Origin of the sequence: Thiomicrospira sp. WB1 (assembly GCF_001507535.1) — a bacterium.
In the GTDB taxonomy this organism is placed as follows: Bacteria; Pseudomonadota; Gammaproteobacteria; order Thiomicrospirales; family Thiomicrospiraceae; genus Hydrogenovibrio.
Genome location: NZ_LQBN01000001.1, coordinates 234,933 through 252,178, shown reverse-complemented (window position 1 = coordinate 252,178; position 17,246 = coordinate 234,933). Strand labels below are relative to the sequence as shown.

Sequence of the window (17,246 nt, the reverse complement as noted above, 5' to 3'; positions counted from 1 at the left end):
TTTCACCGGGATGATGGCGAGGTGTTAATATCTCCCAATTGCCAAGTGTTTTTTTGCGATGCGTTGTGCCGATGGCAAATAAACGATCCGGCAAAGGCAGATTCAAATCGTATCGCTCAACCAGGGCGCTATAGCCCGCCAAAAACAAATCGGTAGTCGGAAGCCTTAATTTCATGAAAAACCCTTACAAGTCATGAAAAAAGATTATTAAATCACACTTTTTATGAAAAATGATTATACCAAAATCATTGGAAAGTCATAGGCCGTGGCGATTTTGGCCTGGCGCACCAGGTCGAGTGATTCTTTAATATTTTGTTTGAGGGCGTTCAGAATTCTGTGTCAGCAGCATAAAATCATAGGTCTAGAACATGGTCCAACCTGCCCTCGAAGTGAATCGCCAGTTGCGATAAGGCCAAGTTCCAATTCGGGATAGGCTTGGTCCATTTCTTCGATGCGTTGAGTATGCCAGCGTAAAGCAGCTTGAGCAAACTGTTCTCATTGGAAAACCACCCTTGGTCTTGGTCAGCTTTCGGAATTGACGATGAACCGCTTCCACCGCATTGATGGTATACATGATCCGCCGGATGTAGCGCTCAGGCGCTCCCATTTGCGCCGCCAGGAATCGAACACCAGCGGGTACTGCTTACCCCATTTGGCATCGAGATCATCCAGCGCCGTTTCTGCCGCTGACTTGTTAGCCGCACGCTAAACAGGCTTGAGGTCCCGCATGAACTCTTTCTGGTGTTTTTAGGCGATATAACGGTCACTGTTGCGAATCTGATGGATGATGCATTATTGCACTTCGGTTTTGGAGTAGATGGTATTGATGGCTTCGACAAAGCCCTTGAGTCCATCCACACTGGCGGCCAGGATGTCTTCTACGCCTCGGTTGTGCAAGTCATTCAGCACGGACAGCCAGTAATTGGCGCCTTCGCTTTCGGAAAGATAGAGGCCCAGTAATTCCTTGTGACCTTCAACGTTGAGGCCAAGCACGGTGTAGACGACCTTGGTGATGTAACGTCCGTCTTCTTTCACCTTGTAATGCACAGCATCGAGCCAGACAAACGGATAGACCGACTCCAACGTGCGGTTCTGCCAAGCCTTCAGCTCTGGGATCAATTGGTCGGTAACGGCGGTAATGGCAGCCTCTGACAGCTCAATACCGGGAGGTCTTTGATATGGCCTCGTATGTCCCGGTAGCTGTTGCCCTGTGCAAACTGGCTGAGCACTTTCTGATCGATTTCATCACTGAGCTTGGTCTAGTTCTTTTTTACCAGTTTAGGTTCAAACGAACCGTCACGATCTCGAGGGGTATTTAGCTCAAAGGCTCCAGCGGCGCTTTTGACCGTCTTACGGGTTCTGCCGTTTTTGCGGTTGGGTTTGTCAGCGTCTTTGAGATGCGCATCCAGTTCCGCATTGAGAGCGGCCTCGGTGAGCTGTTTAATCAGAGGGGTAAGAACACCGTCTTGTCCGGTAAGGTTTTGGCCTGAACGAAGTTGATCCAAGGCCTGATCAAAATCAAACTTTTCTGCCATGTGTCATTCCCGAACGTTGTGAAGATATTAACGGAATGACACAGGTTTCTAAACACTACCTTTTGTTTTAAAGGTTTGAGTTTACTTTGGTTATCATAATGCTACTTCAAATACTGGCATATTTTTTCAAACTCCTCATAACTTCCATCACTGATTAATCGATTGGCTCGGTAGGAAATCCATACCACATTGTCGGGGGTATAACCCAAAGCATTGTTGAGTCGATGGATGGATGCGTAATGGTCTTGAGGCACATTGTCCGATTTCATAAACATTTTGATCGAAAGAACCGGACATAATTTTACGTTTGAATGTTGCGCAACTGAAGGTAGACGGTACCAATCTTCTTCAAGCGCCTTTACAAGCTCTTTTTCAGAGCAATATGGTCGGTCAATTCTTTTTTTATTTCGGTAGAAATTTTTTACTTTGTGCCCTAGCATTTGCGAGACGCTCATTGAGGTTGAACGTTTTTGCATTGTAAGACGGTTACCTTCTTTTTTCCGCTCAAGAACAGCCGCTTCACAAAAATGCATATAGGCATAATTTCGAAAATACTTATCAGGTCTAGAGCAACAATACTGGTTAAAATAAAGATCTGTATTTGATCCAGCATCACCATAATTTGAATACCGAGTGTTAAAAGGACATTTATTGCCCCTTTCAAAAGGCTTACCAGTTTTTGGATTATTCATTTTTGGATAAGACATCATTACCTCCATTAAAATTAAAAATTCGTAACTGCAAAAATAAAAGTACACTCATTTACCATGGTTGTAAACTAAATTTTAATATTTCTTTTATTTATATATCTATTGATATAGGTTAGCTACTTTAATAAGTTTTTATGCTTACTTTTTTATACACTGAGGCTTGATCAAACCACTGAACAAGCATCACCCGAAACAGTGATTCTTTCACCATCAAATACTTGAGAATGGAAATGCAATAAAGCCAAATCACTTATCTGGTTGAATTTAAAAGGTTTATCTCGCTTTTCTTCAAAAGAACCAAAAATAGGGTAAATGCAATTTAATCAACAAGTTAACAGCGCCTTTCTAATAATTTTTTCATCGAATGACTATGACTTTTTTCTCATATCAATTGAACCGTTATGTTCTTTGAACAGCCAACGTTGACCCCTTAAGCAGCGCGAAGCAAGCAAACGCTCGTACAGGCATTTAACGTCAAGATTCTTTTCATGTGCAGCTTGTTTCGTCTGGACTTAACACACCTTGTGTTATACTTAATTACCCTATAAATCTTTTATGTTAGTTTTTGTTAACTTGGATAACTCAGTTCATGCAGCCTGACGCAAAGATTCTTATGTCCATCGGTCTTCACCTGGAGCAGGCTCGTTTGGCAAGGCGCTTGAAACAGTCTGAACTGGCCGAACGCGCCGGAGTGACTCGCCAGACCATTGGTAAAATTGAATCCGGCCAATCCGTGAACAGCGAAAACCTGATGAAAATCATTTGGGCACTGGGACTGGATGAGGTCCTTTGCCAGGCGCTATCACCCGAAAACGATACTTTGGCCAGAAGTCTGGCATTTGGTTCTTTGCCGAAAAGAATCCGCAGCAATAAAAATCAAGCGGATGAGAAAGGAGAATTCTGATGGGACTACAAAAGCTGTATGTGTTCGGATCAGATACCAAGCTGCTGGGCAGGCTTGAAAAACGTTTAGATGGATACGAGTTCAAGTACGCCAAAAGCTACCTTGATAACGATACGGCCTTGGCTTTAAACCCAGTTCACCTTCCGCTGGTTGAGAAAACGTTTTTTGCAAAATTCACTAGCCTAGAAGAGGGTTTTACGGGGATTTTAAGCGTTTTTGGTGATGCGTTACCCGGAGCTTGGGGCAAGGTTGTTTTAAACGCTCAAGCCAATCGAAAACTAACGCCCTTTGAACAGTTATTGGAAAATCAGCAGGACCGGATTGGCCAACTTGTCTTCAGCAAGGAAATGACCTTCCCAGTTCTGGCCGATTCACGTATTTTGCCCCCTTTTCAGTGGGAAGACATTCTGGATGCCAAGGAAGAATTTGAACGACGCAAACAATTCCCACCGGCTTTTTCAGCACTTTTCAAGCAGGGAGCCAGCCAGGGTGGTGCTCGCCCAAAACTAAGCGTGATCAAAAACAATCAGCCCTATTTGGCCAAACTGCCGACCATTCAGGATTATGAGAACAAAGCACAAATTGAACACGGTACCCTTGCACTTGCGAAGGAGGTGGGCATTCAAACGGCAGAGTCCATGATGGTCAAGGTGCGCCCGGCTCAAGGCATTTTTCTGACCAAACGTTTTGATTACGTTGGCCAGTACAAACGGCCCTTTTTAAGCATGAAAGCTTTATTGGCGGCAGACCATTGCGCCGATGTTTCTTATGGCGATTTTGCATTGGCCCTACAACGCATCAATGGAGGCAAAGACTCACACGAAATTTTCAAGCGGATGCTGTTCAACGCCATGGTCAGCAACCATGACGATCACTATTTGAACCACGGTGTTCTTTGGGTGGATGGCCAGTGGCGTTTGAGCCCTGCTTTTGATGTGGTCGCCGGCGAAGGTCATCGCAAAGACTTGGCTATCAGGGCCGGGAAGTTTGGTGCCGCACCGACGGAAGAGAACCTGCTATCAGAGCACGACAAGTTTTCACTCACCCAAAGAGACGCCAAAGACATTTTTGATCATATGAAAGCGACCATTTCGAAGAAATGGAAGACCGTTTTTTCACAGCACGGCATTGATGACGACGTCATCCAATCCATTTCCTGGGCCATTTTGAATGACTTTGATCCACTGCACAGGTCGCCCCCTTCTTAAGGGGGCCTCCCCATTTACCAGCATCACTGTCAGAACTGATCCATTGAACTGTTCCGCGAACAATCAGGTTCAAAACATTGCAGAGGCAATCGGGATTTTAATGGGCAGAAACGATGAATGGAGGAGGATACAAGCGAGAATTTTTTAGTCGGCTCGGGTGATGATGCACTAAACTTTTTTATCCGCCTGAATAAATCAAAACGATTCGAAAATCGCTATTCAAGCATCTGAAAGCACCGCAAAGCAACCCTAGCAAAATTGCGATATCTTAACTGTTTCCAAGCATGGACTTAGCAGCGCATCAGACAAGCCGGGATTGTTTGGCCGTCCGGTTGGTAAAACCGACCAGCAAAGCGGCCATAAGAAGCCATGAAGTAAAAAAGTCGCCATTTTTAACAGTCTAACGTTGGTTCCGTTAACCAGCGTGAGCCTTCATTGTCTTGTCAGTAAAAATTTAATCTTCGTTAAACGCTCGCTTAAACATGTCTGAAACGGGCTTAATCAGGTAGCCAAAGAATGTTCGCTCCCCCGTTTTGATCATTGTTTCTGCCGGCATACCAGGTAACATGAAAATGCCATCTTCCTCCATACGCTTAACCCCCTCGGGCGTAATACGAACTCGAGCTTCAAAATATTTCTCGCCACTTTGTTCATCTACAAAACTGTCTGCAGATAATTTTGTGACTTCACCGGTGATAACATGCGTTGTTTGTGTATTGAACGCACTGAACATGACATCGGCTTTCAAACCGACACGAACTTTATCAATGTCCTGAGGCTTGACTCTGGCCATGACAATAAACTTCTGGGTTTTTGGCACAATTTCCATCAGTGGGTCACCAGAACGCACCACCGATCCGATGGTATGTACTTTCAACCCATTAACCTTGCCGCTGGCCGGGGAGCGAATTTCTACCCGTTTCAATCGATCAAGTAACGCCGTTTTACGCGCTTGCAGCTCAAATTTTCGGGTTTGAACATCTTTCAGTTCAGCAACTGCCTCTTGCAAAAATTGCTGCTGACGCAAAACTCTTTGAGATTCTGTTTCAGCAATTTTTACTTTCAAACGGGCCATTTCTGATTGATGACTCGAGCGCTCGCCTTTAAGACGTGCTAATTCACGTTTCATTTCCTGTAAACGGACCTTATCAGCAAACCGCTCTTCATAGAGGGCCTGCCAGTCGGCTACCTCCTCTTCATAGGAAGATATTCGGTCATTTAAACTGCTCACTTGATCCCGCAAACCTGAAATTTGCTCATCAAGTGCTGATATCTGTTGTCCGTAAATCTTAAGCTCTTGATTTAAGCCTTTGCGCCTGGCTTCAAACAACGCTTTCTGACCCTCAATCAAATCTTGCACGTCGTTGTTATTGCTGGCTTGTTTTTTCAAAGAGTGAGGGAAGGTAATTGTCGAGTCACCATTTCGTTCTGCAATTAAGCGTGCCTCAAGGGCTAGAATACTGTTCAATTGGGACTGAACTGTATTAAGTTCAGAGGCTGCTTGCGTAGGCGAAAGGCGCAGCAACAATTGCCCTTTTTCAACAATTTCACCCTCTTCAATCAAGATTTCAGAAACTATACCGCCCTCGTAATGCTCAACTGTTCGGTTGCTGTCTTCGACCTGAACTTCGCCGGGTGCCACAGCAGAACTATTAAGAGGAGCAAAAGAGGCCCAGGTTCCAAAAACAAAAAAGACTAAAAAGACTACCAACCAACCAAAACGATAATAGGTATGGTCATTCGTTTTAACCCCCGGAAGGTCGGGCTGTTGTTTTACGCTTAAACTGTCGTAATCATGACTTTGCGGGCGTGATTGAGCCTCTCCCTCATACACATCAGGCACTTCACGGCGAGTCTCAGTGCTTAAGTCCACATTTTCTTTAAGGTCGTTTGTCTTTTGTGTCATCGTGTGTCCATTGATTGTGCCCCCTTAAAGGAGGCCTTGCTCTGTGATGAAAAAGAATTGATGCTCTGATACGTTTTAGCGCTACGTCCTTACCTTTGGTTGCTCAAGGATAATTGACCGTTTTGTAACGCTGTCAAAACCTCATCTCGAGCACCAAAGGCTTTCGGCTGCCCGTCAACCACGAGCAATAATTTATCAACCAATTTTAAAATGGGCTTTTTGTGGGAAATAATCACCACCGTAACCCCTTGCTCTTTAAGCGCTTTCAGGGCATCGGCCAATGCCTGCTCACCCTGGTCATCCAGGTTTGAATTTGGCTCGTCAAGAACGACTAGTTTTGGCTTGCCATACAATGCACGCGCCAGACCAATCCGCTGACGCTGCCCACCTGACAAGCCACTGGTACCGCTGGCTAATTCTGTGTCGTACCCTTGAGGCAGCCGCAGTATCAGCTCATGCACACCGGCCATTTTGGCAGATGCCACAACCCTGTCAGGGTCCAACTCACCAAAACGGCTAATGTTTTCTGCAATGGTTCCAGCAAACAGCTCAATGTCTTGAGGCAAATAACCGACATGACGTCCCAAATGAAGCTTATCCCAACTGTGGATGTCCGCGCCATCTAAGCGCACTTTGCCAGCCAGCAATGGCCAAACACCAAGTACGGCTCTAACAATCGAAGATTTGCCAGCTGCACTCGGTCCGATAATGGCGAGCATTTCACCTTTTTCAAGCTCAAACGATACGCCTCGAACCACCGGTGCCCGCCCGCCTGGGGGCGTGACCATAATATTTTCGCAACTCAAACGTCCTTCAGGGTCAGGCAAGGGCATGCTGTCGTCTTGCGATGGGTATTTCGCAAACATCTCATTGAGACGTCTGTAAGCCGTTCGTGCTGAACTAAAACCCTTCCATGAGCCAATCAACAAGTCGAGCGGTGCCAACGCTCGTCCAAGAATAATAGACCCTGCAATCATCATCCCCGGAGTAATTTCATTGTAAATGGCAAGCCAAGCCCCTAGTCCTAGAATCAGAGACTGGAACATCAAGCGTAGATTTTTTGACAGATTTGTCAGAATACTGGCTCGGTCACTGGCCTGACTTTGTTTACTCAAAAAGCTCAAATGCTTTTCAAACCATTTATTTTTCAGATTGTCTTCCATGCCCATCGCAGCGACCACTTCTGCATTTTTTACGCTGGCACTGGCATAGTTTGTTGACTGCATGTTTTCTTGGTTAGCCTCTTCCAATAATTTTTTGGACGTGCGTTCATTCAGATACGCCAAGGTGAACAACACAATAGCTGCAAAAATACCGAAAAAGCCAAAATAGGGATGAAATAAAAACAATATCAGGATGTATATTGGCAACCAAGGAGAGTCAAAAAAAGCAAACAGACCATTACCCGTCATAAACTGACGAAGTGAGGTCATGTCGTTTAACGGCTGAGCATTCACCTGCCCAGGTTCATTCACCGACCGTTTAAACATGGAAGAGAACAGATCTTCGTTCAAAGAGTTGTCGAGTTTATTACCAATACGGATTAACATCCGAGAACGGACAAATTCAAGCAACCCCATAGTAATGAATAACCAGACCACAATCAGGGTTAACATCAGCAAGGTTTCTTCACTGCGACTGGTCAACACTCGGTCATAAATTTGGAGCATATAGATAGGGGGCACCAACATCAAAATGTTGATAAAAAAGCTGAATACGCCCACATTTATGAAAGAACGTTTTACTTGCTGTAAGGCCCTTTGAATTTCAGTCAGGTCGTCATTTTTGGTTTGCATATTTCTCTCTATAACTCGATAAACTATGAAGCGTTGCAGGCAAAAGTGCTAAGAGGCCGCGTCAAAGATGCCTTTGGGGAGCTGCTGGCGCTGGATCAATTCAGCAATATCACCGGGTGCGAAATGCCCTGTTAAAAATAAAAGCTCTAACTGTGCTTTTAAATTTTCATGCTGCTCAGCGACCAGCTTTTTTTCGATATTATAAAGCCGAGATTTAGCTTCCAGAACTTCATACACGCTCCTTAAGCCGTACGAAAGTCCCCTTTCTGCAGCGCTTAGGTATGCATTAGCTGATTCAACCGAGCGGCGATAAGCCTGGATGTTCTCATAAGACCCACGAATCTTTGACAAAGCCTCCTCAGCTTGAACGGATACTTTGTGCCGTTCATCTGACAGAAAAAATGAATCTCTATCTATTTGATTCTGAGCCTGACGAACAGCTGAATTCGTTCGCCCACCTTCATAAAGAGGAATGGACATTTCGATGACCGCGCGGGACTCATTCTCCATCCCTGTTTCATAGGAGTCGGTTTTGCGATATTCAACCCTTGCATTGATTTCTGGCCAATATTCTGCCTGACTCAGTTCCTTGTTTTCTTGGGACTCTCTCAGGGCAGATTGGGCGACCTGTACCTGCAAAGAGGTCTTTTCTATGCGCTCAACCCAACCTTTGTGCGCCAAAATCGTTTTAGACATCCGCCACAATTCATCATTAATGGGCACAATGCTTAAATGACGCTGACCGACATACTGCTCAAGCCTTTTGAGCATCACTTTATGAGTGTTGGTATCAGCAATTTCTTGAGCTTTAAGTTCATCGTACTTTGATTGTGTTTCTAGACGGTCTACCTCCGTTGCCAGACCACGCTCAAGCATAGCTTCCACACGCTTCATCCGAACTTTATGATCCTCGATCTCCGCTCGACTCAATGCCAATAATTTTTCAGCTTTAGCGGCATCTATATACGCATGCAAAGTTTCAAGGCCGGTCTGGAAACGTTTCAAATCGAAGTCTTTGACAAAACGTAGATAACCTGCTTTGGCAGCGCTAATACCTTCAAAACGTTTCATGGAGAAAAGTGGCTGAACCAGGGAGATGCCAGAGCGAGTAAAATCAGCCGGCTCATCTTCTACAAAACTTGTCGTATATTCCGCTTTACCGCGACGAAGATAAGCAGAGACATTTGGCAGCACCTGCGACCAAGCCTGTTGCACTTTTTCAGACTCGGCTGCCAAGTTTGCCTGATGTGCTTGCAGTGATTTGTTTTGCTCCAAAGCTAACTGGTAGGCTTGCGTCAAATCAATTGATTCAGCCCACAAATTTGACGACGAGCTCATTGTGACACCAAAAGCGGCCAGCAAACATAGTCCAATTTGCCGCATCTGATATCTCTTTTGCATTGTTGATCTTACTAACATGAAAATCGAACTCATTTATTTCTAAGGTTTAGTCTGCATTTATAGCCAGACCTGAGAGGCACCGCGGTGCTTTGGCAAAATTAACGGCAGATAATAACATACTTTACTCTTCAGTCACTTAACAGAAGAGTTTTAGCCGATTGCAAAGGGCTGAACGAATCATAAATGGCATTCTGCTGATGAATGAGAAGGGGCGGCATAAAAACCTGTCGGCTAAGTCCGTTTCAAAAAATGAAGCGCATGACACATGCTTGAAACATTTAACTGTTATGGTCGTCGTCTCTCATTTAGGCTCAGTTATAACTCAGGGTCAAAGAGCATCTATCATAATTAAGTAATTTAATGTTGGAGTACGAATGGCTGACAGAACCATCACCATCGACGGCAAAAAATATAAGCAATCTGACCTTTCACAACAGACACTTGATTCACTCAATTCAATGAACGTCATGAACCAAAAGATTCAAACGCTGGAAGCAGACATTGCATCAACCAAAACAGCACGGACTGTCTACGGTGCTGCATTGTCAAAAATCCTTCCAAAACCCACTAGTTCTCAAGAAAACGTGTTGGTTATTGACGGAGCGAGTTATTCAATCGATGACTTCTCTGAAGAAGCCAAAAATCAAGCAGGCTCTATACAACGCTGTGACCAGTTTCTGGAACAGTATGAAGCAGAATTAGCCATTGCCAAGACAGCAAGAAGCGCATACAGCCGATCTGTACGTGAAAATTTACCAGATTGACCTGCCTTTAAAATGCCCCCACTCCTCAGAGAGATGGGGAGCTTATGTTTTTTCAAGCTCGACTGCACCTTTCTCGACCTACTCGCTGAAATCTTTCATGCCCATTTAATAATAGCTATATTGACTCTACCTTTATCCAACTTTCCTTCTATTCAACCTTTTATGATATGATGAAAATCAAATAATTAAGCACTTCTGAAATCATACGCGGTGTTTTCATGGTCATGCCATCTTATGCCGCAAATGACTTCATCTATGACGAAGGAGAAGCTTCTCATGAAACAAAACATACAACTGCCTTTCCAAGCAAATGCCGCTAGTCAGAATGCTTCAAATAATGCTGCCCCAGAAATCCCTCCAGGCCAAGTCATCCGAGACTTCATTATGAGCAACCTGGATAAACCAGAATCAATCTTTGATTACGCCATGTCGCTCACGCTAACCAATGCGCTTCTTGCTCAAGCTTTGGAGAACGTGACTACGGAACAGGTTGAGAACTTTTGGGAAACCAACGGTTTTAACAGCTCAGAACTGGATGATGATTCTGGGGACGACGATGACTCAGATGATGATTTCGAGGACGACGACGATTCAGATGATGATTCCGAAGACGACGACAATTCAGATGATGATTCCGAGGACGACGACGATTCAGATGATGATTCCGAGGACGACGACGATTCAGATGATGATTCCGAGGACGACGACGATTCAGATGATGATTCCGAGAATCTCGCTGATGGACAGCCTGGCAACGGACCTGTAAATGGCTTCATCAATTCCCCGCTTAACCTTGATGAAGATACTGCAAACTTCCTCAGCGACATTGGGCTATCACCTGGTAACATCATCAGTTTCATTGCTCAAAACCTTGGCTCCCCCGCGACCATTTTCGAAGCCAGTCGTGAAAACGGTCTATCTGATTCGATGCTGGCCGACATCTTGGACGATGATGATATGTTCGAAGGGATCACTGAAGAGACAATTTCTAGTTTTTGGCAAGAAAATGGCCTAGAAAAAACTGAATCTACTTCAGAAGAAATAGAGATTGTCGGAGTTCAAAACGACGACACTTCTTCAAATTCACTGGATGGTATTTAACCCAAAATCTTTGGCCCCTTTTTTGGGGGCCGATGTTTTTTTTGCTACCTAAGCCCATTTCATTTCACTTCTAAGACTCTTCCCACTAGAAGCATGTCGCCCTATATGATTGGTTGCTCAAAATATTTTTGAAATAATAAAACCCTACATATTTACGAAATACCCAATGCTTGATCCGCTGCTGATGGCACAGATAGGAGACGTAATCCCTAGGGAAAAGTGACGGTTCATTCAGACCAAGGAAGCTAATATACCAATCATGATTGAGCCCCTCCTCAGATTCCACAATTTAAAAGCATGTATAAACCAAAGAGGTCACTGTCACGACAACGCTGACGCAGAAGGCTTTTTCTATGCTTTTGAAGGGGTTTACCCCGTTATCACTGAGCTGTCATCTTTAATTTTTCAATAAAGTGTTACTATTGATAAAAATTCGAAAAGGACGCTTTAATGGTCGCTACCACTAAGACCTTTAACAATGATCTATACGACGCTAACAACTACCCTTTCACAACAGGCGTTGTTGAAATCTCCACTGACACAGGTTACCGAGGAACTGGAGCTTTGCTTTATGATGGACGTTCCATTCTTACGGCTGCTCACATTTTTGGTAATTCGACAGAAGTGAGCGTAACATTTGAGCAGAGCAACGGCACACGAACTCAAAGAGACGCTTCAAAGATCACAAAACACCCCAATTACGACTTCATCAATGACAATCAGGATTTGGCAATTGTCCACCTTACTGAACAGGCGCCAGCGTTTGCCAAGCGTTACGACCTATACCGACAAGATGATGCCATTGGAAAAATCTTTACATTTAGTGGTTATGGCACGCCTGGAACCGGTATTGATGGGACAAGTACCAATGTATTTTTTGATAAAAAGCTGATCGCTCAGAACCGTTTCGATACAGATGCTGGCGTATTAAAAAATGAGCTGGGAGAACTCCTGGCCTGGCGGCCACAACCTGACTCAATTTTGGTAGCTGATTTCGATAACGGACAGCGCTCACAGGATGCACTTGGACAATTTTTAGGCATAGACGATCTCGGTGTGGGGCAATTTGAAGGGTTGATGACACCCGGAGACAGCGGTGGTCCCGCATTCATCAACGGGCAAATAGCCGGTATTGCCAGCTATACGTCCAGCCTTGAATCATATCAATCTGCACCAGATGTTGATGTTTATGACAACAGCTCTTTTGGAGAACAAGGTTATTGGCAAAAGACAGCCTATAGCGAGCATCAAAGTTGGATTGATCAAACCATCCGGCAACACTACCAAAAACCACCTCAGACACCAGAAAAGATAGAAACTAATATCAACGAACCAGCCTGGGGAGAAACCATCATTAACTATTTTTTAGTGGAATTTCATGGCGTGCGCAATGATGAACATTGGATCAGCGTGGACTATCAGACCATTGATGGCACAGCGAGAGCCGGTGAAGATTATTTACCCGTCCAGGGACGTTTGGTACTTTACCCCGACACAGACTTTGCCGTTATTCCTATTGAAATACTTGGTGACTCTATAATCGAAAATCCAGAGACGTTTTCGCTTGAAATCAGTAACCCTGTAGGAGGAGAATTTGCTGGTGGCTCAGACACCCTTTCGGCTTCTCGAACTATATATGACTACGACACTCTGATTGCATAGCCATCAAGCTATCTCACCACTTTTTTCCTTGAAAACAAATTAGCACTCTTTGCGCTGAAAACGAGATGCAAATTAACAAGCGCCATTAAGAACGCCCAAACCACCCTGTTAGCACTTCCTAAGAAACATAACTGGCTTCAATCAATGGCAAAGTCATAACGCAAAGCCTCAACTGGCGGCAGTTATTTGAAGCTCAGAAAGCAGGCCTTCATCGTGAGCGCCTGGCTTCATGTACTAACCGTTTAGAAAGCCTCATAATTTCCTGTCATCACCACGCGCTAATTCAAATCTTATTCATCGCATTTTGGTCACTTAAATTAAAACTGTCATGACTCTGTAACAGTAATGGAACAAAAGATTAACAATTGTGGCGCTCTCGATATGAACAATGGATGACTTTCAAATCATTTGAATCAGGAATAATCATGTTTCAAAAAAAACGTTTGCTGGCGCTCTTTTTTGCAGGGGTTTTGCCCGCTTTCTCTGCGCATGCTGAAGAGGAAAAAATCGAGAATTTAACGCAAAAGCTTATTGAACTTCGTGCTCAAGTTGAACAATTGAACAATGAAATCAACTTTACTAAAGACGAACACAAGCAAGAAATGAATTATTTATGGTCACAGAAAAATGATGCAAAAGCCGAACTTGAGCGCAATGAAAAAGCAATCTTGAAACTTCAAACCAAGCTTGAAAAAAAGATAGAAGAAAATCAAAAACTTGGGCAGAACTCAGAGGCGTTAAAGCCAATCTTCATGGCTCAGGCTGACCGAGTAATTGATTACGTAGAAAACTCGATTCCTTTCAAGCGTGCGCAACGTTTAGCTGACATCAAAGAGGTGAAATCTCAAGTCAATGAAGAATTAATTTCAACGCAGCGTGGTTTTAACAAACTTTGGGCACTGGTCGAAGACGAAATTCGACTCACTGAAGAGAATGGTCTTTATCAACAATCCATCCTTATTGAAGGGCAACAACATAAAAAGCTCGTTGATGTAGCGCGTCTTGGCATGATGAATATTTATTTTGAAACACCTGAAGGCCAATACGGGCAACTCAAAGACAACCGATTCGTCCTTGTAGAAAACGACAATCAAAGTGAACAAATAGAAAACCTGTTTGAGTCACTCAACAAGCAAGTTAGAACCGGACTATTCACTCTCCCATTGAGCCAGAACTGAGGAAATTTTCATGCACCGTTCCAACGTTAATCTATTGAGTCGCTTTATTACCGTGACAAGCTTTTTTGCTTTTGTCTTCTTGGGGAGTATGGCTCATGCTCAGGAAGAACACGAGCTAGAGAAGGCTTTCTACAAAGAATATACGTTCCTACAAAAAGAAAAAAAGGCTCTCGAAAACCGCCTGAAAACGCTACAGGCTGAAAACAAAAAAGCCAAAAGAGACCTGAAAGAGGAGCTAGAGCAATACCAACAATCGGCCTTTGAGGCCGAAATGGAGATCGAGCACTTAAACGAAAAAATTGTGACCATTGATAAAGAGGCGTTGGCGAAGGAATCAAGCCAAACGGTTTTTGAGGCCACATTGGACCAAGCAAACGCGACCCTGCACCCAGATGGAAGTGACAAGGCAGACTCCATCGAACAAGTCATTCAAGAAAGCCTTGCCTTGCTTAATAAAAATGCAAGCATCACTTCAGCTGAGGGCAGCTTCTACTTACAAGATGGCACTCAAGTTTCTGGTGAGATTGTTCACCTGGGGGGCATTGCACGCTTTGGTCTGACTGACAGCATTATCGGTCCGCTTGCTCCAGCTGGCGGTGGTGAGTTCATGCTTTGGAAAGAGGCTAAAGCACCATCAAACATTAAAGATTTGGCAAGTGGCCAAATGCCTGAAACACTCGAACTGTTTATCTTCGACTCCCCCACTAAAGAAGTCCAAGTCGTTGAAGAAAAGGACATTTACACCACCATTGACAGTGGTGGCATCATCGCTTGGATCATCGTTACGCTGGGTGTGATTGCAACACTATTGGCCATTTTCCGCGGCATGTTCCTGTTTAACTTAGGCAAGGTCAGTTCGGAGACTGTCTCTGAAATCTCCAATAATATTCAAGCTGGCAAGCTGGAGGATGCGAAGACATTGGCCGAAGGGTGCAACGGGTCAGTCAAGCGAGTGCTTACCTCAACACTTAACAACATAAAGCGAGACCGTGAGCATGTGGAAGACGCCATATCTGAGGCGATTTTACATGAGCACACAGCGCTTGATCGCTTCCATTCTCTGATTATGGTCATCGCAGCCATTTCCCCACTGCTGGGTCTGCTCGGCACAGTAACAGGGATGATTGAAACCTTTGATGTCATCACTGAATTTGGCACCGGGGATCCTAAACTCTTATCAGGCGGCATCTCCATTGCCCTGGTCACAACGGAGCTTGGGTTGATTGTCGCCATACCTGTTTTGGTTGTCGGCACCATTCTGGGATCTTGGTCAAATAAGATAAAAGATACCCTTGAGAAATCAGCATTGCATATTGTAAACCAGTATCAAAACACGCAAGGCCGATAAGAGGGCAGCAACATGTGGAATCCATCCACCATCATTGAGGAGTTTGTGTCATTCATGGATATGGGGGGGTATGTCATGCCCCCACTTCTGGCAATTACCTTATTCCTGTGGTATGCCCTGACTTACCGATTCTCCATTGTCAAAAAAAACACCCACAACCCAAGGCAGTTAATTGACAATGCCATCGAAAATCGGGGCCGCCCAAGCCGCTCGATTATTGGAGATGCGATCGCGCTTGGCCTTGAGATGGCGAAAAACCATCCAAACGCCATCAGGGCTAATCTGGATGTCGCATTTTGGGATTACAGGCTCGAGATGAACCGCTATAAGCGCGCCATAACTGTGCTTATCATCATCGCCCCCCTGCTTGGATTGCTAGGGACAGTGGCAGGGATGATTGAAACGTTTGACTCCCTTCAAAGCATGACATTTATGAGTCAGGATGGAGGTATTGCGGCCGGGATTTCACAGGCACTTATCACCACTCAGTTTGGCTTAAGTATTTCCATTCCCGGATTGCTCATTCACAGTGTTATTAATCGGCGTCAGCTGCTCATTGAACAAGAGCTCGAGCAAGTCGTCGATATTCTCAGCAGCAACCCTGAACTCATCAACCAATACACTCAAGCGCAACTGCGTCAAAGTCAGTCATAAGGACTTCAGATGATTCGTTATCGCAAACGTACCCAGGAAGACAATAATATCGATATTTCACCACTGATTGACATGGTGTTTATCCTGTTGATTTTTTTCATGGTCAGCGCAACTTTTGTCAAAGACATGGACCTTGAAATCAATCGACCCAAGGCTTCATCTAGCACGCCTTCCTCTACTCAGGCATTGAGAGTCTATATTGATCAATCAGGCGACACTTATTTAGATGAAAAGCCGATTCGCGTCTGGATGATTCAGTCAAAACTGCGCGACATGCTCAGAACATCAACCGATTCAACAGTTTTGGTCGTGACCGATGAGAGTGTCCCTTCTCGAAAACTGATTGAGGTCGTCGACCAGTGCCGTTTGGCAGGGGCAGAAGACGTGGGCGTAGTCACTGAAGCCGAGGGGGGATAGCAGTGGGCATGCCATTCGTTGAAAACACTTGGCGCTTTAAAGTTCGAGGCATGGTTGGCATGTTGGTCGGTAGTGCAGCGATTTTATCAGCCATGCTCTATTTGAACAGCCTGACACCTGAAAAGCCGGAGGAAAAGAAAAAACGGGCTTTATCTTTTGAGGTGGTCAAAAATGTCAAAACCCCCGAAAAGCCGAAACCCAAGCCGAAACCCAAGCCGAAACCTCAACAAACGGATGTGCCCCCGCCCGCCCCCATAATGAGCAGCCTTGGGGCCGGACTTTCTGGCATTGATTTCGGCATGGGGGGGCAGTACGACATGGATGCGAGTGCTGATGTGGATGAAGAGTTACTCGGTGACACCTCCAATGCCGTCATGACAGGGGAAACTGTTGACCAAAAGCCAAGACCTATCAGCCGACCGCCTCTGGAATACCCTGCCAGGGCTATGGCCAAACGCATCGAGGGCTTTGTCATGCTTAGCATTTTGATTGACAAAGAAGGAAATGTCGCCGATGTAAAGGTCATCGAGTCTGACCCTCAAGGCACCTTTGACAGTGCCGCTATCCAGAACGTGAGAAAGTGGAAGTTTTCTCCGGCACGTTATGACGGCAAACCTGTCAGCATCTGGATGAATCAACCCATCAGCTTTGAAGTAGGTTAA

At 44.8% G+C, this 17,246-nt stretch carries 14 protein-coding genes and 1 pseudogene; 10 read left to right on the top strand and 5 right to left on the bottom strand.

Annotated elements, in window-relative coordinates; genetic code table 11:
- Window positions 1–353 precede the first annotated feature (353 nt).
- A pseudogene (locus AVO41_RS01165) lies at window positions 354–1,535 on the bottom strand (IS256 family transposase).
- Window positions 1,536–1,636: 101 nt separating this feature from the next.
- Window positions 1,637–2,245 carry a hypothetical protein gene (locus AVO41_RS10685; protein WP_153003448.1) on the bottom strand — a complete coding sequence of 203 codons (609 nt, stop codon included), beginning with the start codon at window positions 2,243–2,245 and terminating at the stop codon, window positions 1,637–1,639.
- 613 nt (window positions 2,246–2,858) lie between these two features.
- Between AVO41_RS10685 and AVO41_RS01155 the strand changes: the two genes are divergently transcribed.
- Window positions 2,859–3,149: a helix-turn-helix domain-containing protein gene (locus AVO41_RS01155; protein ID WP_068581365.1), complete on the top strand. Its 291-nt coding sequence runs from the start codon at window positions 2,859–2,861 to the stop codon at window positions 3,147–3,149.
- The gene (locus AVO41_RS01150; protein ID WP_068581363.1) at window positions 3,149–4,357 is read left to right on the top strand and encodes a type II toxin-antitoxin system HipA family toxin; all 1,209 of its coding nucleotides are present in this window, start codon (window positions 3,149–3,151) and stop codon (window positions 4,355–4,357) included. The genes AVO41_RS01155 and AVO41_RS01150 overlap by 1 nt, the downstream gene beginning before the upstream one ends.
- Before the next feature lie 454 nt (window positions 4,358–4,811).
- On the opposite strand, the gene AVO41_RS01145 is transcribed toward AVO41_RS01150, so the two are convergent.
- The 3 genes from AVO41_RS01145 to AVO41_RS01135 form a co-directional block, all read right to left on the bottom strand.
- Complete coding sequence (locus AVO41_RS01145; RefSeq protein ID WP_068581362.1) at window positions 4,812–6,263, bottom strand: HlyD family type I secretion periplasmic adaptor subunit; 1,452 nt, start codon at window positions 6,261–6,263, stop codon at window positions 4,812–4,814.
- An 89-nt stretch (window positions 6,264–6,352) separates the two neighbouring features.
- The gene (locus tag AVO41_RS01140; RefSeq protein ID WP_068581359.1) at window positions 6,353–8,059 is read right to left on the bottom strand and encodes a type I secretion system permease/ATPase; all 1,707 of its coding nucleotides are present in this window, start codon (window positions 8,057–8,059) and stop codon (window positions 6,353–6,355) included.
- A 48-nt stretch (window positions 8,060–8,107) separates the two neighbouring features.
- Window positions 8,108–9,442: a TolC family protein gene (locus AVO41_RS01135; RefSeq protein WP_160326766.1), complete on the bottom strand. Its 1,335-nt coding sequence runs from the start codon at window positions 9,440–9,442 to the stop codon at window positions 8,108–8,110.
- A 392-nt stretch (window positions 9,443–9,834) separates the two neighbouring features.
- Here AVO41_RS01135 and AVO41_RS10580 point away from each other — a divergent pair, with 392 nt between their 5' ends.
- The 8 genes from AVO41_RS10580 (at window position 9,835) to AVO41_RS01095 (ending at window position 17,246) form a co-directional block, all read left to right on the top strand.
- On the top strand, window positions 9,835–10,224 hold the full coding sequence (locus AVO41_RS10580) for a DUF6447 family protein (protein WP_082676395.1): 390 nt from the start codon (window positions 9,835–9,837) through the stop codon (window positions 10,222–10,224).
- A gap of 276 nt (window positions 10,225–10,500) precedes the next feature.
- Window positions 10,501–11,325, top strand: a complete 825-nt coding sequence (locus tag AVO41_RS10730; RefSeq protein ID WP_160326765.1) for a hypothetical protein — start codon at window positions 10,501–10,503, stop codon at window positions 11,323–11,325.
- Between the two features lie 450 nt (window positions 11,326–11,775).
- Window positions 11,776–12,987, top strand: a complete 1,212-nt coding sequence (locus tag AVO41_RS01120) for a trypsin-like serine protease (RefSeq protein WP_068581352.1) — start codon at window positions 11,776–11,778, stop codon at window positions 12,985–12,987.
- A 425-nt stretch (window positions 12,988–13,412) separates the two neighbouring features.
- The gene (locus AVO41_RS01115) at window positions 13,413–14,165 is read left to right on the top strand and encodes a DUF3450 family protein (RefSeq protein ID WP_068581349.1); all 753 of its coding nucleotides are present in this window, start codon (window positions 13,413–13,415) and stop codon (window positions 14,163–14,165) included.
- Between the two features lie 10 nt (window positions 14,166–14,175).
- The gene (locus AVO41_RS01110; protein ID WP_068581346.1) at window positions 14,176–15,513 is read left to right on the top strand and encodes a MotA/TolQ/ExbB proton channel family protein; all 1,338 of its coding nucleotides are present in this window, start codon (window positions 14,176–14,178) and stop codon (window positions 15,511–15,513) included.
- 12 nt (window positions 15,514–15,525) lie between these two features.
- Complete coding sequence (locus AVO41_RS01105) at window positions 15,526–16,167, top strand: MotA/TolQ/ExbB proton channel family protein (protein WP_201022818.1); 642 nt, start codon at window positions 15,526–15,528, stop codon at window positions 16,165–16,167.
- A gap of 9 nt (window positions 16,168–16,176) precedes the next feature.
- Window positions 16,177–16,584, top strand: coding sequence for a biopolymer transporter ExbD (locus tag AVO41_RS01100; RefSeq protein ID WP_201022817.1), 408 nt, complete (start codon window positions 16,177–16,179; stop codon window positions 16,582–16,584).
- Window positions 16,585–16,592: 8 nt separating this feature from the next.
- Entirely contained in the window at window positions 16,593–17,246 is a 654-nt protein-coding gene (locus tag AVO41_RS01095) for an energy transducer TonB (protein ID WP_153003447.1), read from the top strand.